The organism is Streptomyces sp. NC-S4 (genome assembly GCF_054353315.1).
In genome coordinates this window covers 3549134-3572565 of sequence record NZ_CM135937.1, presented here as the reverse complement: position 1 = coordinate 3572565, position 23432 = coordinate 3549134, and the positions used below count along the sequence as shown (strand labels likewise).

General features: G+C 71.3%; 19 protein-coding genes. 11 read left to right on the top strand and 8 right to left on the bottom strand.

Features of this window, described 5'->3' with window-relative positions; genetic code table 11:
* Positions 1–12 precede the first annotated feature (12 nt).
* Entirely contained in the window at positions 13–1533 is a 1521-nt protein-coding gene (locus ACXNSR_RS15655; protein ID WP_458642626.1) for a peptide MFS transporter, read from the bottom strand.
* Between the two features lie 497 nt (positions 1534–2030).
* On the opposite strand from ACXNSR_RS15655, the gene ACXNSR_RS15650 reads away from it, so the two are divergent.
* On the top strand, positions 2031–2708 hold the full coding sequence (locus ACXNSR_RS15650; protein ID WP_030724697.1) for a response regulator transcription factor: 678 nt from the start codon (positions 2031–2033) through the stop codon (positions 2706–2708).
* Positions 2709–2746: 38 nt separating this feature from the next.
* Complete coding sequence (locus ACXNSR_RS15645; protein WP_458642625.1) at positions 2747–4012, top strand: ATP-binding protein; 1266 nt, start codon at positions 2747–2749, stop codon at positions 4010–4012.
* 26 nt (positions 4013–4038) lie between these two features.
* Here ACXNSR_RS15645 and ACXNSR_RS15640 read toward each other — a convergent pair whose 3' ends face one another.
* The gene (locus ACXNSR_RS15640) at positions 4039–4575 is read right to left on the bottom strand and encodes a GtrA family protein (RefSeq protein WP_458642624.1); all 537 of its coding nucleotides are present in this window, start codon (positions 4573–4575) and stop codon (positions 4039–4041) included.
* A 197-nt stretch (positions 4576–4772) separates the two neighbouring features.
* Between ACXNSR_RS15640 and ACXNSR_RS15635 the strand changes: the two genes are divergently transcribed.
* The 4 genes from ACXNSR_RS15635 (at position 4773) to ACXNSR_RS15620 (ending at position 8833) form a co-directional block, all read left to right on the top strand.
* On the top strand, positions 4773–5912 hold the full coding sequence (locus ACXNSR_RS15635) for a 5-(carboxyamino)imidazole ribonucleotide synthase (RefSeq protein WP_458642623.1): 1140 nt from the start codon (positions 4773–4775) through the stop codon (positions 5910–5912).
* Positions 5909–6445: a 5-(carboxyamino)imidazole ribonucleotide mutase gene (gene purE / locus ACXNSR_RS15630; protein WP_458642622.1), complete on the top strand. Its 537-nt coding sequence runs from the start codon at positions 5909–5911 to the stop codon at positions 6443–6445. Before ACXNSR_RS15635 ends, purE begins: the two co-directional genes overlap by 4 nt.
* A complete protein-coding gene (locus ACXNSR_RS15625) occupies positions 6442–7623 on the top strand; it encodes a dipeptidase (protein WP_458642621.1) in 1182 nt (393 codons plus the stop codon). The genes purE and ACXNSR_RS15625 overlap by 4 nt, the downstream gene beginning before the upstream one ends.
* 142 nt (positions 7624–7765) lie before the next feature.
* A complete protein-coding gene (locus ACXNSR_RS15620; protein ID WP_458642620.1) occupies positions 7766–8833 on the top strand; it encodes a membrane dipeptidase in 1068 nt (355 codons plus the stop codon).
* Positions 8834–8923: 90 nt separating this feature from the next.
* Here ACXNSR_RS15620 and ACXNSR_RS15615 read toward each other — a convergent pair whose 3' ends face one another.
* Complete coding sequence (locus ACXNSR_RS15615) at positions 8924–10267, bottom strand: UDP-glucose dehydrogenase family protein (protein WP_458642619.1); 1344 nt, start codon at positions 10265–10267, stop codon at positions 8924–8926.
* A 194-nt stretch (positions 10268–10461) separates the two neighbouring features.
* On the opposite strand from ACXNSR_RS15615, the gene ACXNSR_RS15610 reads away from it, so the two are divergent.
* The 3 genes from ACXNSR_RS15610 (at position 10462) to manB (ending at position 13580) form a co-directional block, all read left to right on the top strand.
* Positions 10462–11619 (top strand): acyl-CoA dehydrogenase family protein, encoded by a 1158-nt coding sequence (locus tag ACXNSR_RS15610; RefSeq protein ID WP_030387007.1) that lies wholly within the window; start codon positions 10462–10464, stop codon positions 11617–11619.
* Positions 11620–11744: 125 nt separating this feature from the next.
* Positions 11745–12395 (top strand): hypothetical protein, encoded by a 651-nt coding sequence (locus ACXNSR_RS15605; protein WP_458642618.1) that lies wholly within the window; start codon positions 11745–11747, stop codon positions 12393–12395.
* 102 nt (positions 12396–12497) lie between these two features.
* Positions 12498–13580, top strand: coding sequence for a mannose-1-phosphate guanylyltransferase (gene manB, locus ACXNSR_RS15600; protein WP_458642617.1), 1083 nt, complete (start codon positions 12498–12500; stop codon positions 13578–13580).
* A gap of 37 nt (positions 13581–13617) precedes the next feature.
* Here manB and ACXNSR_RS15595 read toward each other — a convergent pair whose 3' ends face one another.
* Positions 13618–14937 (bottom strand): LCP family protein, encoded by a 1320-nt coding sequence (locus ACXNSR_RS15595; protein WP_458642616.1) that lies wholly within the window; start codon positions 14935–14937, stop codon positions 13618–13620.
* A 106-nt stretch (positions 14938–15043) separates the two neighbouring features.
* Here ACXNSR_RS15595 and ACXNSR_RS15590 point away from each other — a divergent pair, with 106 nt between their 5' ends.
* Positions 15044–15580 (top strand): acyl-CoA thioesterase, encoded by a 537-nt coding sequence (locus ACXNSR_RS15590; RefSeq protein WP_030014427.1) that lies wholly within the window; start codon positions 15044–15046, stop codon positions 15578–15580.
* Between the two features lie 18 nt (positions 15581–15598).
* On the opposite strand, the gene ACXNSR_RS15585 is transcribed toward ACXNSR_RS15590, so the two are convergent.
* Positions 15599–17092 (bottom strand): LCP family protein, encoded by a 1494-nt coding sequence (locus tag ACXNSR_RS15585; protein ID WP_458642615.1) that lies wholly within the window; start codon positions 17090–17092, stop codon positions 15599–15601.
* Between the two features lie 188 nt (positions 17093–17280).
* Between ACXNSR_RS15585 and ACXNSR_RS15580 the strand changes: the two genes are divergently transcribed.
* Positions 17281–18306 (top strand): glycosyltransferase family 2 protein, encoded by a 1026-nt coding sequence (locus ACXNSR_RS15580; RefSeq protein WP_458642614.1) that lies wholly within the window; start codon positions 17281–17283, stop codon positions 18304–18306.
* A 76-nt stretch (positions 18307–18382) separates the two neighbouring features.
* Here the strand turns inward: ACXNSR_RS15580 and ACXNSR_RS15575 are convergent, their stop codons facing one another.
* The 3 genes from ACXNSR_RS15575 to ACXNSR_RS15565 form a co-directional block, all read right to left on the bottom strand.
* Complete coding sequence (locus ACXNSR_RS15575) at positions 18383–20095, bottom strand: LCP family protein (RefSeq protein WP_458642613.1); 1713 nt, start codon at positions 20093–20095, stop codon at positions 18383–18385.
* A 59-nt stretch (positions 20096–20154) separates the two neighbouring features.
* Positions 20155–21897, bottom strand: coding sequence for an LCP family protein (locus ACXNSR_RS15570; protein ID WP_458642612.1), 1743 nt, complete (start codon positions 21895–21897; stop codon positions 20155–20157).
* Positions 21898–22119: 222 nt separating this feature from the next.
* Positions 22120–23346: an LCP family protein gene (locus ACXNSR_RS15565; RefSeq protein ID WP_458642611.1), complete on the bottom strand. Its 1227-nt coding sequence runs from the start codon at positions 23344–23346 to the stop codon at positions 22120–22122.
* Between the last annotated feature and the right edge of the window lie 86 nt (positions 23347–23432).

Sequence of the window (23432 nt, the reverse complement as noted above, 5' to 3'; positions counted from 1 at the left end):
GGCGTGAACGCGTCAGCCCATACCGCCCATGAGGGCGTTGACCTTCTTGCGGTACATGAAGATCGCGAGGCCGGCGAGCGTCGCGGCGACCGCCTGGAAGAGGATGACTCCGACGCCGTTCAGCTGCACGTCGGCCAGACCCATCAGACCGGTGATGCAGTCACCGGCGGTGACGGCCAGGAACCAGACGCCCATCATCTGGGAGCCGTACTTCTGCGGCGCCATCTTCGTGGTGACCGACAGGCCGACCGGGGAGAGGCACAGCTCGGCGAGGGTGTGCATCAGGAAGATGAGCACCAGCCACCACATGGTGACCTTGGTGTCGTTGCCGGAGGTCTGGCTCAGCGGCAGGGCGAAGACGAAGAACGAGGCGCCGACGATGACCAGGGCCACCGAGAACTTCACGATGGTGCTGGGCTCGCGGTTGCGGCGGGCCAGGGCCACCCAGGCGGCGGCGAAGACCGGGGCCAGGGCCACCACGAAGAGCGGGTTCAGCGACTGGAAGATGGTGGTCGGGACTTCCCAGCCGAACAGGGAGCGCTCGGAGTTCTTGTCACCGAAGAGCGAGAGCGTCGAACCGCCCTGGTCGTAGATCATCCAGAACACGGCGGCGGCCACGAAGAACCAGATGTAGGCGCTCATCCGGGTCTGCTCGACGGCGGACAGGTCCTTGTCCCGCTTGATGCGCACGAGGACGGCGACCGGGATGAGCAGACCGGCGATGGTGATCGGGTACAGCGCCCACTTGATGGTGAACATGTCCGCGGCGACCACGGCGCCGTAGAAGACGGCGACGGCGGCCAGGACGGCCAGGGCCTTGACGATCACGGCCTTGCGCTCGACCGCGCTCAGCGGGTTCGGGACGATGCTGCTCTGCGGGCTCAGGGTGCGGCCGGCGAGCAGGTAGACCACGAGGCCGATGGCCATGCCGACGGCGGCCAGCGCGAAGCCGAGGTGCCAGTTCACGGTCTCGCCGACGATGCCGATGCCGACCGGGGCGAGGAGGGCACCCACGTTGATGCCGATGTAGAAGATCGTGAAGCCGCTGTCACGGCGCGGGTCGTCCACACCGCGGTACAGGTGGCCGACCATCGTGGAGATGTTGGCCTTCAGCAGACCGGAGCCGACCGCGACCAGCAGCAGACCGACGAAGAACGCGATCTGGCCGGGCAGCGCGAGCGACACGTGGCCCGCCATGATCACGACACCGGCGATGGCGACCGTCTTGCGGGCGCCCCAGACGCGGTCACCGAACCAGCCGCCGGGCATGGCCATCAGGTAGACCATGGCCACGTAGACGGAGTAGATCGCCGTGGCCGTCGCCGCAGTGAAGCCGAGGCCGCCGCCCTGGCTGCCGGTCGCGGCGTCGACACCGCCGGAGACCAAGTACAGGACGAGAAGCGCACGCATGCCGTAGTAGGAGAAGCGCTCCCACATCTCGGTCATGAACAGCGTGGCCAGGCCGATCGGGTGGCCGAGGAGGGTCTTCTCGTGAGCGGGGCTCGGAGAAGCCGTCGTCAGGCTGGAAGCCATGGTCGATCCTTGCTTGCTCGGGACGCATCGGCTTCGTGAGCTCATCCGCGCCCGGTGGGGGGTGGCCGGCACCGGCGGACGGATCTCCCACCCCACGCCTCGGGGCCCGCCCCACGGGATGGGGGCGGAAGGACATCCGTATCCGGGATCCACGCCCGCCCGCGCAGTCATCACGCGAGGGGCCCGGCCAACAGGTCATTCACTGTCGTCAAGACGGGCCGGGCCGGCCCCCCAGAGGACCGTCCGTCCGGTTCAGGACAGAAATAGAGACCTTTGCGCTGCTTTTCGGCACAAAGGTCCCTGAGGTATTGCATCAGGCGTCTCGCCACCATACGACACGACACTGCGGCATATGAAAGGACTTGAGAGATGGATCACAAGGCGCGCCGGGAACCGTTCGACCATATTCGAAGGCGCTTAGTAGTTCATAAGCCCAGATAGAGAGGGGCCTTCCCGGGGGCCTCTGCTTTCAGCCGCCGCGGACTAACATCACCCACATGACGCGTGTACTGCTCGCCGAGGACGACGCATCCATCTCGGAGCCCCTGGCCCGCGCCCTGCGCCGGGAGGGGTACGAGGTCGAGGTCCGGGAGGACGGCCCCACCGCCCTGGACGCGGGACTGCAGGGCGGCGTCGATCTCGTCGTCCTCGACCTGGGCCTGCCCGGCATGGACGGCCTGGAGGTCGCCCGCCGGCTGCGCGCCGAGGGCCACGGATTCCCGATCCTGGTCCTCACCGCCCGGGCGGACGAGGTCGACACGGTCGTGGGCCTGGACGCCGGCGCCGACGACTACGTGACCAAGCCCTTCCGGCTGGCCGAACTGCTCGCCCGGGTCCGGGCCCTGCTCCGGCGCGGCGCCACCGAGGCCCTCCAGCCCCCCGCCACCCACGGCGTGCGGATCGACGTCGAATCGCACCGGGCCTGGATGGGCGAGGAAGAGCTCCAGCTCACGGCCAAGGAGTTCGACCTGCTGCGGGTCCTGGTCCGCGACGCGGGCCGGGTCGTCACCCGCGACCAGCTCATGCGCGAGGTGTGGGACACCACCTGGTGGTCCTCCACCAAGACCCTCGACATGCACATCTCCTGGCTGCGCAAGAAGCTGGGCGACGACGCCGCCAACCCCCGGTACATCGCCACCGTGCGGGGCGTCGGATTCCGCTTCGAGAAGAGCTGACCGCCTCCTCCGGCCCCACCTGGGGCATGCTCTAGGGCATGCGCCGCCGCCTCATCAACTCCACGCTCGCCGTGGTGCTCGTCGTGATCGCCGTCTTCGGGGTCTCCCTCGTCATCGTGGAGACCCGGACCATCACCAGCAGCGCCCAGGACCGCATCGAGTCCGAGGCGCTGCGGCTCGTGGGCGTCGTCGAGGCGAACGTCCTGGAGAAGAAGCCGATCGACCCCGTGGCCCTCGGCGAGCAGCTGGACGCCGGCCACCACGCGCGGATCACCGTCCCCGGCCAGCCGGCCGTGGACGTGGGCACCCCGATCCCCGAAAGCGTGATCCGCGGCACGGCCCGCGGGGAGCAGGGCGAGGTCGTGGTCGTCGAGGAGTCCCGCGCCACCGTGACCCGCGAGGTCGGGCGGACCCTGGCCGTGGTCGGCGCGGTGGCCCTGCTGGCCGTCGTGGCGGCCGTCCTGCTCGCCGTACGGCAGGCCAACCGGCTGGCCTCCCCGCTCACCGACCTGGCCGAGACCGCGGAGCGGCTCGGATCGGGCGACCCGCGGCCCCGGCACAAGCGCTACGGAGTTCCCGAGCTGGACCGGGTCGCGGACGTGCTGGACTCCAGCGCCGAGCGGATCGGCCGGATGCTGACGGCCGAGCGGCGCCTGGCCGCCGACGCCTCCCACCAGCTGCGCACCCCGCTCACCGCGCTCTCCATGCGGCTGGAGGAGATCACGGTCACCGACGACCTGGCGACCGTCCGGGAGGAGGCGACGATCGCCCTGACCCAGGTGGAGCGGCTCACGGACGTGGTGCAGCGGCTGCTCACGAACTCGCGGGACCCGCGGACGGGCTCGGCGGTCCCCTTCGACCTGGACGAGGTCGTCAAGCAGCAGGTCGAGGAGTGGCGGCCGGCCTACCGCAGCGCGGGCCGGGCCATCGTGCGCTCCGGACGCCAGGGCGTACGGGCCGTCGGCACCCCGGGCGCGGTCTCGCAGGTGCTGGCCACGCTGGTGGAGAACGCCCTGATGCACGGCGGCGGCACGGTCGCGCTGCGCACCCGGGTGATCGGCAACCAGGCGGTGCTGGAGGTCACGGACGAGGGACCGGGCGTCCCGCCGGACCTCGGCAACCGGATCTTCGAGCGGGCCATCAGCGGCCGCAACTCCACCGGGATCGGCCTCGCCGTGGCCCGGGACCTCGCGGAGGCGGACGGCGGGCGCCTGGAGCTGCTCCAGACCCAGCCGCCGGTGTTCGCGCTGTTCCTCAGCCGCACGGCCCCGGAACGGGCCGAACCGCAGGCCACGGTCCGCTGAGCCGTCCCCAGGGGCATTGAGGCGTACTAGTTGCTCGCGGGTGCCGGCTCGGGGATCGGCTCCGGCCTGCGGTCCGGCTTCGGCAGGGGCGCCGGCTCCGGCATCGGCTCGGCCGGCTCCGCCGGCGCGGGCAGGGCCTTGAAGACCCAGGTCCGGTACGACCAGAAGCGGAACACGGTGGCGGTCCCGATGCCGATGAACTTGAACACGTTGCTGGCGAGCGGGCCGTCCCAGCCGAACCCGTAGGTGGCGGTGTAGAGCACGCCGCTCTCGATGACCAGGCCGATGCCGCTGAAGGCGGCGAACAGGACCAGCTCGCGGGTGCGGCCGCTCTTGGCGCGGTCCCGGTAGGCGAAGTAGCGGAAGCCGATGTAGTTCGTGGCGATGGCCACGACGGTGGCTATCACGCTCGCGCGCACCACCTGCAGATCGGTGGTGTTGCGGATCAGGTTGAAGACACCCAGGTTGACCAGGACACCCAGACCGCCGACCGCCCCGAACTTGGCCACCTCTCGTACGAGGCCGCGTACACGTTCGACGACAGATCCGCCAGGCGTGCTCATCAGTAGGTCAGTCCTGTCGGTCACCGCCCGCTTACGGGGCGTCCGGTGTTCTCCGTCAACCCACCCATGCTAAGTCTCCCCCCTGCGCCGCGTCTGTGCCTTCCGGCACCCTGCGACACACGGCACACGGGCGGACCGGGCCGGGGCCGTGTCCATGCGGGTCCCGATGGCCGAATACCGGCGGATACCCTGGAGGAGTGACGTTCCCGGTAGTCGGTATGGTCGGCGGCGGCCAGCTCGCCCGCATGACCCACGAGGCGGGCATCCCCCTCGGCATCAGATTCAAGCTCCTCAGTGACACCCCGCAGGATTCGGCGGCCCAGGTCGTGAGCGATGTCGTCATCGGCGACTATCGCGACCTGGAGACGTTGCGTGCCTTCGCGCGCGGCTGTGACGTGATCACCTTCGACCACGAGCATGTACCCACGGAGCACCTTCGGGCCCTGGAAGCGGACGGCATCCCCGTCCGCCCGGGGCCCGACGCTTTGGTGCATGCCCAGGACAAGGGGGTGATGCGCGCCAAGCTCGACGAGATCGGCGCGCCCAGCCCCCGCCACCGGATCGTGGGCGATCCGGACGACGTGGCCGCCTTCGCCGAAGAGGTGGGCGGGTTCCCCGTCATCCTCAAGACCGTGCGGGGCGGCTACGACGGCAAGGGCGTGTGGTTCGTCCGCACCCCCGAGGACGCGGCGGCCCCCTTCAAGGCGGGCGTCCCGGTCCTCGCGGAGGAGAAGGTCGATTTCGTCCGCGAGCTCGCGGCGAACATCGTCCGCTCCCCGCACGGCCAGGCGGTGGCCTACCCCGTCGTCGAGTCCCGCCAGGTGGACGGGGTCTGCGACACGGTGATCGCCCCGGCCCCGAACCTCTCGGAGGCCCTCGCGGGCGAGGCCCAGGCCCTCGCCCTGCGCATCGCCAAGGAACTCGGCGTGACCGGCCACCTGGCCGTGGAGCTGTTCGAGACCACCGACGGCCGGATCCTGGTCAACGAACTGGCGATGCGCCCGCACAACAGCGGTCACTGGACCCAGGACGGGGCCGTGACCTCCCAGTTCGCCAACCACGTGCGCGCGGTCCTGGACCTGCCGCTGGGCGACCCGCGTCCCCGTGCCACCTGGACGGTCATGGCGAACGTGCTGGGCGGGGACTACCCCGACATGTACGCGGCCTACCTGCACTGCATGGCCCACGACCCCCAGCTCAAGATCCACATGTACGGCAAGGACGTGAAACACGGTCGCAAGGTCGGCCACGTCAACACCTACGGCGACGACCTGGACGACGTGCTGGAGCGCGCACGCCACGCCGCCGACTACCTCAGAGGAACGGTCACCGCATGAGCACCACCGCCGCAGGCCCCGTCATCGGCATCGTGATGGGCTCCGACTCGGACTGGCCCGTCATGGAGGCGGCCGCCCAGGCCCTCGACGAGTTCGAGATCCCCTACGAGGTCGACGTCGTCTCCGCCCACCGGATGCCGCGCGAGATGGTCGAGTACGGGGAGCGGGCCGCCGACCGCGGGCTGAAGGCGATCATCGCGGGCGCGGGCGGAGCCGCCCACCTGCCCGGCATGCTCGCCTCGGTCACCCCGCTGCCCGTCATCGGCGTGCCGGTGCCGCTGAAGTACCTCGACGGCATGGACTCGCTGCTGTCGATCGTCCAGATGCCGGCCGGGGTCCCCGTCGCCACCGTCTCGGTCGCCGGAGCGCGCAACGCGGGCCTGCTGGCCGTACGGATGCTGGCCGCGCACGACACGGAGCTGCTGGCCCGGATGCGCGACTTCCAGCAGGAGCTCAACGACCAGGCCACCGAGAAGGGCAAGCGGCTGCGCACGAAGGTCGCGAACGCGGAGTCCTTCGGGTTCGGGAAGTGAGCGCGGCGCAGCGTCTGGACGAGGCGCGCGAGCTGCTGGCCGAACACCCCGTCGTGGACGGCCACAACGACCTGCCCTGGGCGCTGCGCGAGCAGGTGCGCTACGACCTGGCGCGACGGGACATCGCGGGCGACCAGTCCGCGCACCTGCACACCGACATCCCCCGGCTGCGCGCCGGCGGGGTGGGCGCGCAGTTCTGGTCCGTCTACGTGCGCTCCGACTACGCCGGTGACGAGGCCGTCAGCGCCACCCTGGAGCAGATCGACGTCGTCGCCCAGCTGATCGACCGCTACCCCGGCGACCTGGTGCGGGCGCTGACGGCGGACGACATGGAAGCGGCCCGCGCCGACGGCCGGATCGCCTCGCTGATGGGTGCCGAGGGCGGCCACTCCATCAACAACTCGCTGGCCACCCTGCGCGCCCTGCACCAGCTGGGCGTGCGGTACATGACGCTCACGCACAACGACAACATCGACTGGGCGGACTCGGCGACCGACGAGCCCCGGCACGGCGGCCTGACCGACTTCGGCCGCGAGGTCGTCCGCGAGATGAACCGCGTCGGCATGCTGGTGGACCTCTCGCACGTCGCGGCGACGACGATGCGGGACGCGATCGAGGTCTCGGCCGCTCCGGTGGTCTTCTCGCACTCCTCGGCGCGCGCGGTCTGCGACCACCCGCGCAACATCCCCGACGACGTACTGGCGACGCTGCCGGGCAACGGCGGCGTGGCGATGGCCACCTTCGTACCGAAGTTCATCCTCCCGGCGGCCGTCGAGTGGACCCTGGCCGCGGACGAGAACCTGCGGGCGCACGGTTTCCACCACCTGGACACCACCCCCGAGGCGATGGCCCTGCACCGGGCCTTCGAGGAGGGGCGCCCGCGCCCCGTGGCCACGGCCGCGACGGTGGCCGACCACCTGGACCACATGCGCGAGGTGGCCGGCATCGACCACATCGGCATCGGCGGGGACTACGACGGCACGGCCTTCACCCCGTCCGGCCTGGACGACGTGGCGGGCTACCCGAACCTCGTCGCCGAGCTGCTCACGCGCGGCTGGTCCAGGGCCGACCTGGCGAAGCTGACCTGGACCAACGCGGTACGGGTGCTGCGCGACGCGGAGTCGGTGGCCCGCGACCTGTCGGCCTCCCGGGGCCCGTCGAACGCGGTGATCCGATAGCGGACGCACCACCCGGCGGACGCGGTGACAGGGTGTGACCTGCGGGTCACCCGAACGCCGCGTCCGCCGGGCGGCCCGGCCGTCCCGCGTGTCACGGTGGCAGCGCCTCTTCCCCGCTGCCGCCGAGACCGGAGCGAACGCCATGGCCGACCTGCAGGACGAACCCCACTCCGGGGGCATCGGAGCCGAAGACCTCCCCGCACCCGCGGTGGCGGTGGCGGCGGGCGCCCTGGACCGGGCCGTGGCGCTGCTGGCCGTCCATCCCGTGGCCGACGGGTGCAACACCCTGGTCCGGACCCTGCACCAGAGCCCGTACCACGACATCGAGACCTCGGACACGGGTGTGGACACCGACATCCCGCGGCTGCGCGCCGGGGGAGTGGGGGCCCAGTTCTGGTCCCTGCTGGTGCCGTCGGCGCGGGCGGGCGAGGACGCCCCCTGCGACCAGGTGCTCTCCGACACGCTGGACCAGATCGACACGGCGCTGACCCTGCTGCGCAGCTACCCCGACAGCCTCTGCCTGGCCCTCGGCGCCGGCGATCTGGCGGACGCCCGCAACCGGGGCCGCATCGCCTCGTTCCTGGGCCCGGTGCCCGGCCGCACCCTGACCGGCTCCCTGGGCGCGCTGCGCGCCTTCCACGCACTGGGCGTACGGATCCTCGCGCCCGCGGGAGCGCCCTGGGCGCGGGACGAGCTGACGGCCTTCGGCCACGAGGTGGTCCGTGAGGCGAACCGGCTGGCCATCCTGCTGGACCTCACGGGCTGCGCGCCGGCGGTCGCCCGCCGGCTCGCCGGGGCCTCCAAGGCGCCGGTGATCATCTCGAACACGGGGGCGGCCTCGCTGAACCCGCATCCGGGGAACGTGACCGACGAGGTCCTGGCCGCGCTGCGGGAGGCCAACGGCCTGGCGATGGTCACCTTCGACACCGCGCGCACCGGGGACTCGCTGCACGCGGTGGCCGACCACCTGGACCACGTACGGGCCATCGCGGGCCCGCACGGCGTCGGACTCGGCGCCACCTTCGGCACCGGACCGGGCCACCCCCGCCCGACGGGCCTGACCGACCCCTCGGGCTATCCGCGGCTGATCGCGGAGCTCCTGGAGCGCGGCTGGCCGGAGTCCGAGGTGGCCCTGCTGACCTGGGGCAACGCCGCGCGCGTCCTGCGCGACGCGGAATTCACCTCCCGCGCCGCCGGCCACCGCCGCTAGCTCGGCCCCGCCAGAAACAGCCCCGCCGGCGATCGAGGCGCGGGGGTTCGGGGGCAGCGCCCCCGCAACGGCGCCGCACCGGCGGACGGCTCAGGCCCGCGGACGGCCCATCGCACGGTACGTCCAGCCCGCGGCACGCCACCGCACCGGGTCCAGCGCGTTGCGGCCGTCCAGGACGAGCCGGTCGGTCACCACGCCGGCCAGCTCCGCCGGGTCGAGGTCACGGAACTCGCGCCACTCGGTGAGGTGCAGGACGACCTCCGCGCCGCGGGCCGCCTCCAGTGCGGAGTCCGCGTAGCCGAGGGTCGGGAAGACGAGGCGGGCGTTGTCCATGCCCTTGGGGTCGTAGACGGTGACCTGGCCGCCCTGGAGGTGGATCTGCCCGGCCACGTTCAGCGCGGGGGAGTCCCGTACGTCGTCGGAGTCGGGCTTGAAGGTGGCTCCGAGCACGGCGACCCGCTTGCCGAGGAACGAACCGCCCACGGCCTCCCGGGCCAGCTCGACCATGTGCCCGCGGCGCCGCATGTTGATGGAGTCGACCTCGCGCAGGAAGGTCAGCGCCTGGTCGGCGCCCAGCTCACCGGCGCGCGCCATGAAGGCCCGGATGTCCTTGGGCAGGCAGCCGCCGCCGAAGCCGATCCCGGCGCGCAGGAACTTCGCGCCGATCCGCTCGTCGTAGCCGATGGCCTCCGCCAGCTTGACCACGTCGCCGCCGCCCGCCTCGCACACCTCGGCCATCGCGTTGATGAAGGAGATCTTCGTGGCGAGGAAGGAGTTCGCGGCGGTCTTCACCAGCTCCGAGGTCGGGAAGTCGGTGACCACCAGCGGGGTCCCCTCCGACATCGGCGTCTCGTACACCTCCCGCAGCACCTTCTCGCCGCGGTCGCCCTGGACCCCGATCACGATCCGGTCGGGGTGCAGGGTGTCGTCCACCGCGAAGCCCTCCCGCAGGAACTCCGGGTTCCAGGCCAGCTCCACGTCAGTGCCCGCCGGGGCCAGTTCCGCGAGCTTCACCGCGAGCCGCTCCGCCGAGCCCACCGGCACCGTGGACTTGCCGACCACCAGGACCGGCCGCGTCAGGTGCGGCGCCAGCGAGGCGATGGCGGAGTCCACGTAGGACATGTCGCAGGCGTACTCGCCGTGCTTCTGCGGGGTGTTCACGCAGACGAAGTGGACGTCGCCGAAGGCGCCGACCTCCTCGTAGGAGGTCGTGAAGCGCAGGCGTCCGGTCGAGCCGGGCAGTCCGGCCACGTGCTTGGCCAGCAGTTCCTCGAGTCCGGGCTCGTACATCGGGACCCGGCCCGAGGACAGCATCTCGATCTTCTCGGGCACCACGTCCAGCCCCAGCACCTCGAATCCCAGCTCCGCCATCGCGGCGGCGTGGGTCGCACCGAGGTATCCGGTGCCGATCACTGTGATCCTGAGGGGGGCCATGGGTGCTCCAGAGGTGCGGGGCCGTTTGCGGCCACTGAGCATAGTCGGGCCCACCAGCGGGGACGTTCCCCAGGAGACCCCCGCTGTCACCCATCTCACGTGGTCCGTCCATATCGCCATCCGTGACCGGACCACTAGGCTTGGGTTACTTAACGGTAGTTAGCATCACGCATCACCCTGGGGAGTGAGAGATCTTGGCGGGTTCTGCCGACTTCGACCTGTACCGCCCGGCCGAGGAGCACGACATGCTCCGCGAGTCGGTCCGCTCGCTCGCCGAGGCGAAGATCCTGCCGTTCGCCGCCGCGGTCGACGAGGAATCCCGCTTCCCGCAGGAGGCCCTGGACGCCCTGGTCGCCAGCGACCTGCACGCCGTCCACGTGCCCGAGACCTACGGCGGCGCGGGTGCCGACGCCCTCGCCACCGTGATCGTGATCGAGGAGGTGGCCCGTGTCTGCGCCTCCTCCTCCCTCATCCCGGCCGTGAACAAGCTCGGCTCGCTCCCGGTGATCCTCTCCGGCTCCGAGGAGCTCAAGGCCAAGTACCTCGGCCCGCTGGCCAAGGGCGACGCGATGTTCTCGTACGCGCTCTCCGAGCCGGACGCGGGCTCCGACGCCGCCGGCATGAAGACCCGCGCCGTGCGCGACGGGGACTTCTGGGTCCTCAACGGCGTCAAGCGCTGGATCACCAACGCGGGCGTCTCCGAGTACTACACGGTCATGGCCGTCACCGACCCGGAGAAGCGCTCCAAGGGCATCAGCGCCTTCGTCGTCGAGAAGTCCGACGAGGGCGTCTCCTTCGGCGCCCCGGAGAAGAAGCTCGGCATCAAGGGCTCCCCGACGCGCGAGGTCTACCTCGACAACGTCCGGATCCCGGCCGACCGCATGATCGGCGCCGAGGGCACCGGCTTCGCCACCGCGATGAAGACCCTGGACCACACCCGCATCACCATCGCGGCCCAGGCGCTCGGCATCGCCCAGGGCGCGCTGGACTACGCCAAGGGCTACGTCCAGGAGCGCAAGCAGTTCGGCAAGCCGATCGGCGACTTCCAGGGCGTGCAGTTCATGCTCGCGGACATGGCCATGAAGATCGAGGCCGCCCGTCAGCTCACGTACTCGGCCGCGGCCAAGTCCGAGCGCGTCGACGGCGATCTGACCTTCTTCGGCGCCGCGGCCAAGTGCTTCGCCTCCGACGTGGCCATGGAGGTCACCACGGACGCCGTTCAGCTCCTCGGTGGCTACGGCTACACCCGTGACTACCCGGTGGAGCGCATGATGCGCGACGCCAAGATCACGCAGATCTACGAGGGCACCAACCAGGTCCAGCGGATCGTCATGGCCCGCAACCTGCCGTAGGGGCCCGGCCCCGCCCGAACACGTGGCTCCCGGCGTGCGGCCGGGGGCCACGTGCGACGGGCCGGCGGCGCACCCTAGGCTGTCCGCCGGTCGGCCCCCGGGCGCGGGGCCCAGGGGGGAGCGGGATGTCCGCGGAACGTCAGATATCGGCGATGCTCCGGCAGATCGCCCGGCAGCAGGACGTCATCGAGATAGGCCCCCAGGGCTCCCGCCCGAAGGCGGCCGCCCTCGCGTACGTGGCGGAGCAGTACGGCTACGTGTACGGCTCGGCCCACGCGACCGGGTACAAGGACGCGCAGATCCTCCTGCGGATGTACCGGGACCCGAGTCCCGGGGCGCGCTCCCGCGAGGCGGCCACCCTCACCGCCCATCCGCGGGCGGGGATCGGCGGGACGGTGCCGGGGCTGGAGCCCGGGTCGCTGAAGCCCGTCCCCGAGGCGGCCGGCGCCGTGGCCGTGCTGAAGGACCTCATCGCCTTCGACCTCGCGGCCCGCTTCGTCACCAGCCGGGGCCAGATGGTGCTGTGCTACCTCGGCTGCGTGCTCGTGACCGCGCTCCAGCTCGCCACCGGCCCGCGGGTCGAGGCGCTTGCCTCCGGCGGCAGCCTCGTGGTGATCCTCACAGTGGCGCTGAAGGGCGGGCAGCTCCGCCGGAAGCAACTGGCCCGGCGCCTGACGGAAGCCGGGTGCTTCGCGGTGCGCGACGAGCAGGGCGGGCAGCGATTCCTGCGCCCGGGGCAGCAGTTGCCCGGCCACGCGAACCCGTTCGCCGCCTGAGGCCCTGGCCTGCGGCGCAGGCGACGCACACCTCGCCCGTGGGGGCACCCGCATGGGCTAAATTTGGACCTTCGTACGCCGGAATCGGTTGGGGAGAACGCAATGACGGAAGCGATCCTGCTGGTCGGCGGACAAGGGACGCGCTTGCGCCCCGTGACGGTGAACACGCCCAAGCCGATGGTCCCCACGGCCGGCGTCCCGTTCCTCGCCCACCAGATAGCCAGGGCCGCCGCCGCCGGTGTCACGCACATCGTGATGGCCACCTGCTACCTGGCCGAGGTCTTCGAGCCCTACTTCGGCGACGGCTCCGACTTCGGCCTCAGCCTCGAATACGTGGTCGAGGACGAGCCCCTCGGCACCGGCGGCGCCATCCGCAACGCCGGAGCACGCCTGACCGGCGGCCCGGACTCCTCCGTCCTCGTCTTCAACGGCGACATCCTCACCGGCCTGGACATCGCCGGGCTGGTCGAGTCGCACGAGGCGGCCGACGCCGACGTCTCCCTGCACCTGGTCCGCGTCGAGGACCCGCGCGCCTTCGGCCTGGTCCCCACCGACTCCGAGGGGCGGGTGCTGGCCTTCACCGAGAAGCCGCAGACCCCCGAGGAGATCATCACCGACCAGATCAACGCCGGCTGCTACGTCTTCCGCCGCAGCGTGATCGACTCCATCCCGGCCGGCCGGCCGGTCTCCGTCGAGCGCGAGACCTTCCCCGGTCTGCTCGCCGCCGGGGCCAAGCTGCACGGCGTCACCGAGAACACGTACTGGATGGACCTCGGCAAGCCCGAGTCGATCATCCAGGCCTCCGCCGACCTCGTACGCGGCGTGGTCTCCTCCCCGGCCGTCCCCGGACGCCGCGGCGAGTACCTGGTCCTGCCCGGCGCCGAGGTGGCGGCCGGGGCCAAGCTGTCCGGGGGCACCGTCGTGGGTGCGGGCGCCCGGATCGGGGCCGGAGCGGTCGTCCAGGGCTCCATCGTCCTCGACGACGCCGTCATCGGCCCGGACGCCCAGGTGAACGCCAGCCTGATCGGCGCCCGCGCCGAGGTCGGCGCGCGGACCGTCCTCGACGGCACGGTCGTCGGCGACGGGGCCGAGGTGGGAGCCGACAACGAACTGCGCGCCGGCGCCCGCGTGTGGTGCGAGGCACGGCTGCCCGCCGCCGCCATCCGCTTCTCCCCGGACGCCTGAATCCGGGCCCGGGGAGGCGGGGAGGCCGCCGCCGCGGTCAGTTGCCGCGGACGGTGACCTTCTCGTCGTTCTGGATCTGCTTCACCAGCTGCTGCACCTTCGCCTTGTCCCAGACGAGGTTGCCGCCGCGCTGGCCGGAGATCGGCATGTTCATCGACACGCCGTCACCGCCGTTGACGCCCTTCATCGCGAAGAACATCTGGCCCATGTCGTACAGGCCCATGTCCTTGTCCACGATCAGGGTGTCCAGGCCCGCGCCCAGCATCGGATAGAGCGAGAACGGGTTGAGGATCGTCGACGGCGTCGCGGCCTGACTGGCCAGCGCCGACAGGAACTTCTGCTGGTTCTTCGTGCGCTGCAGGTCGGACTCGGCGAAGGCGTACCGGGTCCGGACGAAGGCCAGGGACTGCTCGCCGTTGAGGGTCTGCTTGCCGGCCTTGAAGTCGGCGCCCGACTTCTCGTCCTTGAAGCCCTCCTCGATGTTCAGCTCCACACCGCCCAGCGCGTCCACGATGTTCGCGAAGCCGGCGAAGCCGATCTCCGCGTAGTGGTCGATGCGCAGGCCCGTGTTGTGCTCCACCGTCCGCACCAGCAGCTCGGGGCCGTCCTCCGCGTACGCGGCGTTGAGCTTGACCCGTCGGCCCTGGGCGGGGAACGTCTTGCCGGACTGCGAGCCCACGAAGGACGGGATCTCCACGTCCGAGTCACGGGGCAGCGAGATCATGGTGTTCCCGCTGGAGCACTTCGCCAGGATCATCATCGAGTCGGTCCGCTTGCCCTCGGCCGAGCCGGTGTGCAGCTTCTTCTTCTCCTCGTCGGACATCCCCTCGCGGCTGTCGGAGCCCACGATCAGGTACGTCGTGCAGTCGCCCTCCTTCGGGCGCTCGATGACCTTGGAGAGGTCCACCTCGCGGCGCACCTTGGAGTCGGCCCAGAAGTAGGTGGCGACGGACGTCACGAGCAGCGCGGAGACCAGCACGATCGAGCCGACCTTGATCCGCTTGCGCCAGTCCGGCGCGGGACCGGGCGCCCGGCCGGGGCGGCCGGGCCCGGACGGCCCGCCGGGGCCTCCCGGCCCGCCCGGAGCACCGCCCTGCGGAGATCCGTAGACCTGGCCGGTGTTGTAGCCGCTGTCGTAACCGCCGTACGCGTCGTGGCCGCCCGCCTGCTGCGGGGGTACGCCGTACGCGGGCGGCGGGCCCGCCGGGCGCTGCGGGCGCGGGGGCTGCGCGGGCCGAGGAGGCTGCTGCGGCTGCGGCTGCCGCTGGATGTGCCGCATCCGCTGCACACCCTCGGGCTGCGGCTGCGCGCTGCCGCGCCCGTACGCGTCGTCACGACCTTCTGGCCAGTCATTCATGCGCCCAAGAATGCACGCCCGGGTGCGTGCTCCGACAGCCCGGTCCGCATTCCGTACCGCTGCTGTTGCAGAGCTGATGCCTCCACGAGCCATCTAAGGTATCGGTATGACACAGATACCGGGCGAGCTGCCCGGGAAGCCCACCGCAGCCTCCCGGACGACCCTCAGCCACATCATGACCGCCAACGACACCAACCTCCTCGGCACGGTGCACGGTGGCGTGATCATGAAGCTGGTGGACGACGCGGCGGGCGCCGTGGCCGGCCGCCACTCCGGCGGCCCGGCGGTCACCGCCTCCATGGACGAGATGGCCTTCCTCGCGCCCGTGCGCGTGGGCGACCTCGTCCACGTGAAGGCCCAGTGCAACTGGACCGGCCGCTCCTCCATGGAGATCGGCGTACGCGTCCTCGCGGAGCGGTGGAACGAGTCCACCCCCGCCACCCAGGTCGGCACCGCCTACCTCGTCTTCGCCGCGGTCGACGCCGACGGCAAGCCGCGCGAGGTCCCGCCCGTCCTCCCGGAGACGGAGCAGGACGAGCGGCGCTACCAGGAGGCCCAGATCCGCCGCACCCACCGGCTCGCCCGCCGCCAGGCGATCATGGCGCTGCGCGAGGAGCGGGCGGCCCAGGGCTTCGACGACTGACGCCCCGCCCGTCCGGGCTCAGTCCCCGCAGACCACCTGGTCACCGGTGACCACCCCGAAGGAGCCCTGGTAGGGGTCCTCGGCGCGCACCGGCACCACCTTGCGGTAGTCCGCGCCCGCGATCACCACCACCGTCCGGCCCTGGCCCGCCACGGCCCGCAGCTCGCTGCCGGGCAGCGCGGTCGCCACCGAGCGGGCGGAGCGGTCCCAGCGGGGGTCGTACGTGATCACCGTGCGCTTGACCTCGCGGCCGGCCCCGTTGCCCGGGGCCCGGGTGGTGTCGAAGCCGGTGGCGCGCAGCGCGGCGTCCACCCGGCCGCCCATTCCGTCGATCCGGGTGCCGTTCTCCACCTGGACCCGGACCTCGCGCGGGGGCACGTCCACCGGCACGGCCGCCGGCGGGCCGCCGCCGGTCCGTGCGGGCCGGGCCGGGGCCAGCGGCCGGTCCTGGCGCAGCGCCTCGAACAGCTTGGCCGCCTTCGGTTCGTCCCACTTCACGGTGGACCCGATGCCCTTGACGGGGAAGGAGGGGCTGCCGATGGGCACCGAGGCAAACTCCGAGGAGGTCGGGGTGAAGTCCCGCATCGCCTGCCCGAGGGCGAGCATCTGCTCCGAGCCGAAGCCCCTGTCGGCCCGGACGGAACCGAGGAGGGTGGAGCTGACCTCCTTGAACTTCACCGGGTTCAGCAGCACCCCGCCCCCGGTCGCCTGCTTGATCAGTGCGGCGACGAAGCGCTGCTGACGCTGCATCCGGCCGAGGTCGGAGGCCCCGTCGACATGGCGCGAGCGCACGTACTGCAGGGCCTGCCCGCCGCTGAGGCGGTGGCTGCCCGGCAGCAGGTCGAGGCCGGTGTTGCGGTCCCGCATGGTCTTGGCCGTGCAGATCTCCACGCCGCCCATCGCGTCGACCGTCTTCATGAAGCTGGTGAAGTCGACCTCCAGGTAGTGGTCGATCTTCACCCGGGTCATGTTCTCCACGGTCCGCACGGTCAGGTTGGGCCCGCCCTCCGCGTACGCCGCGTTCAGCCGAACGGGGTGGGCCTTGTGCGCCTTGCCGGTGACGAGGTCCCGGTGCGCGGGCACCTCGGCGTAGCTGTCGCGGGGCAGGCTGATGACACTGGCCCGTTCCTTGTCGGCCGACAGGTGCACCAGCATGATCGTGTCCGTGCAGTGGCAGGGCGCGCCGCCCAGGCGGTACTCGCGCTTCTCCTCCGGGGAGATCTTCTCCCGCCCGTCGGTGCCCACCAGCAGGAAATTGAGGCCGTGTCCGGCCTGCGGCCGGTTCTTCATGTCCTTGAACGGGTCCACCCGCTCGATCCCGGTGTCCAGACCGGTCATCACGGCGTGCCCGACGGCCCCGGAGCCGAGCACCGCCACCGACAGCCCGGCCGCGATCCGTACGCCCCACCGGGGCCGCTCCCCCCGGTGCCGGGCAGGGCCGCCTGCGCCGCGCCGGGCACGCTGCTGCCGGGGCGGCCCGTCAGGACGGGCGGGACGGTGCGGCTGGGGCACGGTGGACACCTCCGCGGGGGCAGCAGGGAGACCGGCCGGGGACACTGACCGGATCGGCGACCGGATCGGCCTATTCCGCAGAACAGTAGGCCCATACGATCAGCAGCTGTCCCTACCGATCGCTCGGCGCGCACCCGGTTCCCCCGTACGCGGTAACGTGACACCGATACCCGACCTTGAAGGACCACATGCCCACCCAGCAGCCCGCAGTCTCGGTGATCATGCCGGTGCTCGACGAGGAGCACTACCTGCGCGATTCCGTCCGCCACATCCTGGAACAGGAGTACGCGGGCGAGATGGAGGTGGTGATCGCACTCGGGCCGTCCACGGACCGCACCGACGAGATCGCCGCCGAACTCGTCGCGGAGGATCCCCGAGTCCACACCGTGCCGAACCCCACCGGCCGGACCCCGGCGGCGCTCAACGCCGCCATCAAGGCCTCGCGCCACCCGATCGTGGTGCGCGTGGACGGCCACGGCATGCTTTCGCCGAACTACATCGCCACCGCCGTCCGCCTCCTGGAGGAGACCGGCGCCCAGAACGTCGGCGGCATCATGCACGCCGAGGGCGAGAACGCCTGGGAGGAGGCCGTCGCCGCAGCGATGACCTCGAAGATCGGTGTCGGCAACGCGCCGTTCCACACCGGCGGCCAGGCGGGACCGGCCGAGACCGTCTACCTAGGGGTCTTCCGCCGCGAGGCGCTGGAGCAGCAGGGCGGCTACAACGAGGAGTTCATCCGCGCCCAGGACTGGGAGCTGAACTTCCGCATCCGCGAAGCCGGCGGCCTCATCTGGTTCTCGCCGGAGCTGATGGTCCAGTACCGTCCGCGGCGCTCCGTACGGGCCCTGGCCAAGCAGTACAAGGACTACGGGCGCTGGCGGCACGTGGTGGCCCGCTACCACTCGGGCTCCATCAACCTGCGGTACCTGGCCCCGCCGACCCTCGTGTGCGCGATCGCCGCGAGCGTGGTCGTGGGCGCGACCGTCACCCCCCTGGCCTTCGTCGTCCCGGCCGGCTATCTCGCGGCGATCACCGCGGGTTCCGTACCGGCGGGCAAGGGGCTCGGGATCAAGGCCCGGGCGCAGATCCCCGTCGCCCTGGCGACCATGCACCTGTCCTGGGGCTTCGGCTTCCTGACCAGCCCGCGGGCCCTGGCGAACAAGGTCATCGCGAGCCGCCGGCCGGCCGTGCGGCGGGACTCCTCGCAGGTCTGAGACGTACGGAGGGGCCCGGCCCGGAGGCTGCTGCGAACCGCCGCAGTCCCCGGGCCGGGCCCCTTTCGCGTGCGCGCTACCAGGTGAAGCCCGGCTGGACCGCCATGCAGGCGCCCTCGTTGTCGCCGTTGAGCGCGTGGGCCGAGGTCGGGGCCACGGACGGGGCGGGCGGCGGCGGGGTCGGCGCGCTGCCGGTCCGCCAGTCCTTGCCGACGAACAGGGTGATCCCGGAGACCTCCTCGGACTTCTCCACCGAGGAGGCGGGCAGGCCCAGGGCGGTGGCCACGGCGCCCGCGTCGGCCGCCTGGGCGTCCGTGGCGTAGCGGACGACCGTGGTGTCCTCGGCGCCGGTCTGGGTGTCGGCGGTGGCCTTGGTGAAGCCCTTGCCGGTCAGCACCGCGGCCACCTCGTTCGCCCGGTTCTTGACCCGGGCCTCGGCGCCGGCCTTGCCGCCCGTGGCGTTGCGGACGCCGACCGCGATCTTCGCGGGAGCCGCGGCCGGGGCCGTGGTCGGCGCCGCGCTCGGGGCGGCCGTCGTCGGCGTGCCCCCGGACGCGGAGGCACCCGGGGACGGCGAGGCACCCTCCGCCGGGGTCCCGGAGCCCTTGCCGTCGAGCGCGATGTCCTCGCGGACCATCCGGAACACGGCCTCGGCCTCGCCCGCCATGGGCTCGACCCGGCCGTCCAGACCGGGCTTGGTGCTGTAGACCCACGGCATGGTGGTCATGGTGATCCGGCCCGGCGGCACCTTCTTGAGCTCCATGCTCAGGTCGTACAGCTTGTCGATCTTGTTGAGGCCGGTGTCCACGACCATCGCCTGGATCGCCGCCTGCGCCAGGCTGTTGAGCTTCACCGGGTTGGTGAGCTTGGCGTTCTTGCGGAACTCGCGGGACATCGACGTCATGTACTGGTGCTGGGCGTGGGTGCGGCCGATGTCGGTGCCGTCCTCGAAGCCGTAGCGGGTGCGCAGCCACTGCAGGGCCTGCTCGCCCTGGATGACGCTCGTACCCTTCGGCAGCTTCAGGCCGGAGCCCTTGCCGTCCCGGGTACGGGAGTGGACGTTCTCCTCCACGCAAACCGGGACGCCGCCGATGGCGTCCGCCATCGAGACCACACCCTTGAAGTCGATCATCATGAAGTGATCGATGGGGATCTTGGTCAGCTCCTGCCAGGCGGCGACCGTGCAGCCCGGACCGCCGCGCTGCAGCGACTCGTTGGTCTGCACGAGGCCCTTGCTGGCGGGGTGCACCTTGCCGCCCGGCTCGGTGCACTTGGGCATCATCAGCATCGTGTCGCGCGGCATCGAGACGACCGACATGTTGCTGCGGTCCGCGGACAGGTGCAGCAGCATCTGCACGTCCGCCAGCGGCGGGCCGTCGAAGGTGTCCGTGGCCCCGCCGAGGGCCTGGTTCGCCGCGTCGTCGCGCGCGTCGGAGCCGATCAGCAGGATGTTCAGCGGGGTCTGCCCGAAGGCGTTGGGCTTGGAACCGCCCAGTTTGGTCTCACCGAGGTTCAGCGCGTCCGTCTGGATGCTGCCGTTCAGGTGGCGGTAGTACAGGTATCCGGCGCCCGCCGTGCCGAGTATCAGCAGGGACAGTACGGAGGCCGTCCAGCGCAGCACGCGCCGCCGGCCCTGCCTGCGGGCGGGGACGGCACCGGCCTCCGGGCGCCCCGTCCTGGAGCCGCCCCGCTGTGGGGGCACCGTGCCGGACGCGTTCGCCCCGCCGCCGGATATCTCCTCGGTGGCGGGGGCGTTCGCCCCCTCTCCTCGCACGCTGCTGCGCCTCACACGTCCCCCTCAAGATCCTTCTTGGTCAACAGAGTGCCGGTGTCTCCGGCCGAGTCCTGTTACTTGGCGCAGGTCGCCTTGTCGGCCTGCGACCGCTGCACGTCCTCGGGCAGCTGCTGGGGCACCGGGGCCGCCAGCGGGGCGCCCGGCTGCTGGAAGTCGGGACCCAGCGTCAGCTTCATCGGGGTCTTCGCCGAGGCGTCCGCGGTCCCCATCTTCAGCGCGGTCGAGGGCAGACCCATGATGTCCGCCAACGCCCGGGCCTGGTCGGCCTGGTTGGGGGCGTACTCCAGCTGCGTGGCGCCGACCTTCTCCGGCGCGTTGCCGACGTTGCTGGACCTCTGCACGCCCTTGCTGTTCTGCAGCCAGTTCAGCGTGGTGGAGGCGGAGCCCTTCGGGCCGCCTCCGTTGTAGATGCTCACCCGTACGTCCGCCGCGGCCGCGCGGGCGCCCTGGAGCAGCGCGTCCTGCTTGGCCTTGGTGTCCGCGTCGGCCGCTTCCTTGGCGGCCTGCTCCTTCTTCTCGACCTCCGTGAGCGAGACGTCCCCCCGGATCATCTGCAACAGCGGATCGGCCAGGGCGTGGTCGACGACGACGGTCGCCTTCTTGCCCACCGGTTCGGCCGGGTTGTCGAGCACCGGCAGGGTGGTGAAGGTGATGTTCTTCGTGTCGATGCCCTTCAACTCGCCCGCCAGATCGGTGAGTTTGCCGATGGACCCGATTCCCGAGTCCACGCCCAGCGACTTGGTGGCGGCTTCCGCGAGGGAGAGGAACTTCTTGGGGCTGGTCAGCGTCTCCTTCGACTTCATCTCGCGCATCATCGAACCCAGGAACTGCTGCTGGATCCTGATCCGGTCGAGGTCGCTGTTGTTGCCGAAGCCGTGCCGGGTGCGGACGAAGGCGAGGGCCTGTTCGCCCTGCAGCCGGTGTTCGCCGGCGTCCAGCTTGAGGTGGGAACCCTCCTCGTCGTTGACGGCCTTCTCCAGGCACACCGGTACTCCGCCGACCGCCGTGCTCAGCGTCTTGACGGCGTTGAAGTCGGCCATCATGAAGTGGTCGACCTCGATGCCGGTGAGTTCCTTGACCGTGCGCATGGTGCAGCCCGCGTCGCGGCCCTCCTGGCCCAGGCTGGTGTTGAAGCGGGTGCCCTTGGAGGGGGCGATCGTCTTCGTCGATCCGTCCGGCTGTTTCGTCGGGCAGGCCGGGATGTTGGCGATCAGGTCGCGGGGGATGGACAGCGCGGTCGCGTTGGTCCGGTCCTTCGAGACGTGGAACAGGATCGTGGTGTCGGCGTGGCCGACGCTGTCCTTGTCCCCGTAGTCCTCGTTGCCCGCGCCGGTGCGCTTGTCGGTTCCGATGACCAGGATGTTGATGGCCTGGTCCTTCTTGAAACCGCCCGTGCCCGCGCCCGCCACGTCGGTGACGCTGAGGTTGCCGTTCAGGTGGTCGTAGTAGAGGTACCCCGCCACCGCGCCGCCGACCAGCAGGAACGCCGTCACGCCGCCGGTGACGGCCAGCGCCTTCTTGCGGCGTCCACCGCCGCCCGCGCCCGCACCCTTGCGGGAGCGGCCGCCGCGACGGCCGCCGGGGGGCGGGTCGCCACGGCGCGGCCTCGGCACCCCGGGGGAGGGGGTGGTGGGAGTCGAGGGAGCAGACGGTGATCTGCGGGGTGCGGTGACCTTCGGCCGCGCTTGCGCGGCGGAGTCGGCCAGTCGCAGTTCGTAGTTGCCGGTGCGGGGATTGATCACCCACTGGTCGGCGGGGTCGATCTCGTCCGCCCGTCCACGGCTTTGCGCATCCACGGTTGCTCGAATCCTCCGTCGGTGCCTCGCGACGCGCCTCCCCCAAGGCGCACGGTCAACGATCCGGCTGCTGGTGCCCGTTTCTGATCCGGCCGGGCACCGGATCGCTCACCTTATCCGCCCTGTTCGGCGGCAAACCATGCTGGTGACAAATTCCACTCCCCTTATAACGGGGCGAACCGCCCATCCCGCTCGGTTCGGTCACCGCCTTTTGGGATTGCTTTACCGGCAGTCGGCGTTGCCCGCAGTGGTTCCCGTAAAAGTAGGGACGGGTACCTGAGGTGTGATGGTTCCCTCGCCGGAGGGGTCCGTGTTCGAATCGGCCTCCGTGCCCGACCCCGCAGCCTCGGCCGGACGTGCGGTCGGGGTGGGTTTGGGCGGAGCGACGGTGACCGGCTTGTCCATGCGCAGCTGCTGGAACAGCCGCGCCGCGTCGGGCTCGACCAGCTCGTCCCGGTTCGGGTCGGGTGCGTAGGGCCTGCGGGGCACCGTCAGGAACTTGACCTGATCGGTCGGTATGTCCCGCATGCCCCGCACGAGTTCGTACAGGCCCCGCAGCGAGGCCAGCCCCGGGTCCGTGGTCACCGAGGAGGTCGCCGCGTCCAGCAGCGGGTACAGCCGCGCCGGATTCAGCAGCACCCCGTTGCTCTGCACCTTCTTGACGAGCGAACCGAGGAACTGCTGCTGACGGTCCATCCGTTCGGTGTCACTGCCGTTGCCCAGGCTGTGGCGGGCGCGGACGTACCCCAGCGCCTGCTCGCCCCGCAGGGTCTGGCGCCCGGCGGCCAGCCGCAGCTTGGCCTCGGAGTCGTTCACCGGTTCCTTGAGGCAGACCTCCACCCCACCGATGGCGTCGACCATCTTCTTGAACCCGTCAAAATCGATCACCATGTGATGGTCGACGCGGATCCCGGTCAGCTTCTCCACCGTACGGATCGTGCAGGCGGCCCCGCCCCACTGGAACGCCCAGTTGAACTGCGCGAACCGCTCGGCGGTGCGGCTGCCGTCCACCTGCAGGCAGGACGGGATGTCCGTCATCAGGTCCCGGGGTATCGACACCGCGGTCGCGCTCCTGCGGTCCTGCGGCAGGTGCAGCAGGATCGTGGTGTCCGAGCGCTCCGTGCCCTTGTCCCGCCCGTACCCGGCGTTGTTCCTGCCGGAGCGCGAGTCCGAGCCGATCAGCAGGATGTTCTGGGACCCGGTGGCACGGTGTGCCGGGCGCTCGCGCTCGTAGCGCCTCAGCTCGGCCGCGGCCGAGGTGTCCTCGGTGATGTTCCCGTCGAGCTTGTTGTAGAGCCACCAGCCGGTGGCCGTGCCCGCCAGGACCAGGAAGACCGCACCGAGGCCGACCCAGCGCAGCAGCCGGCGCCGACGCCCGCGGCCGCGCGGGGGCCGCCCCGCGCCTCCGGCCGCGTCGGTGCCGCCCGGTATGCCTGCGCTGTCCGTCACTGGCGTCCGTCCCCTCGCCGCTACGACTACGGGCCGTCGGCCGTACGGGTGAGCACGGCCACTGCCGATGCTGCCCCCGGGGCGCC

Coding starts and splice junctions, on each gene's coding strand:
- ACXNSR_RS15645 (WP_458642625.1), top strand. CDS start 2,747: ATGCGCCGCCGCCTCATCAACTCCACGCTCGCCGTGGTGCTCGTCGTG.
- purE (WP_458642622.1), top strand. CDS start 5,909: ATGAGCACCACCGCCGCAGGCCCCGTCATCGGCATCGTGATGGGCTCC.
- ACXNSR_RS15605 (WP_458642618.1), top strand. CDS start 11,745: ATGTCCGCGGAACGTCAGATATCGGCGATGCTCCGGCAGATCGCCCGG.
- manB (WP_458642617.1), top strand. CDS start 12,498: ATGACGGAAGCGATCCTGCTGGTCGGCGGACAAGGGACGCGCTTGCGC.
- ACXNSR_RS15640 (WP_458642624.1), bottom strand. CDS start 4,575: ATGAGCACGCCTGGCGGATCTGTCGTCGAACGTGTACGCGGCCTCGTA.
- ACXNSR_RS15595 (WP_458642616.1), bottom strand. CDS start 14,937: ATGAATGACTGGCCAGAAGGTCGTGACGACGCGTACGGGCGCGGCAGC.
- ACXNSR_RS15655 (WP_458642626.1), bottom strand. CDS start 1,533: ATGGCTTCCAGCCTGACGACGGCTTCTCCGAGCCCCGCTCACGAGAAG.
- ACXNSR_RS15620 (WP_458642620.1), top strand. CDS start 7,766: ATGGCCGACCTGCAGGACGAACCCCACTCCGGGGGCATCGGAGCCGAA.
- ACXNSR_RS15590 (WP_030014427.1), top strand. CDS start 15,044: ATGACACAGATACCGGGCGAGCTGCCCGGGAAGCCCACCGCAGCCTCC.
- ACXNSR_RS15580 (WP_458642614.1), top strand. CDS start 17,281: ATGCCCACCCAGCAGCCCGCAGTCTCGGTGATCATGCCGGTGCTCGAC.
- ACXNSR_RS15650 (WP_030724697.1), top strand. CDS start 2,031: ATGACGCGTGTACTGCTCGCCGAGGACGACGCATCCATCTCGGAGCCC.
- ACXNSR_RS15615 (WP_458642619.1), bottom strand. CDS start 10,267: ATGGCCCCCCTCAGGATCACAGTGATCGGCACCGGATACCTCGGTGCG.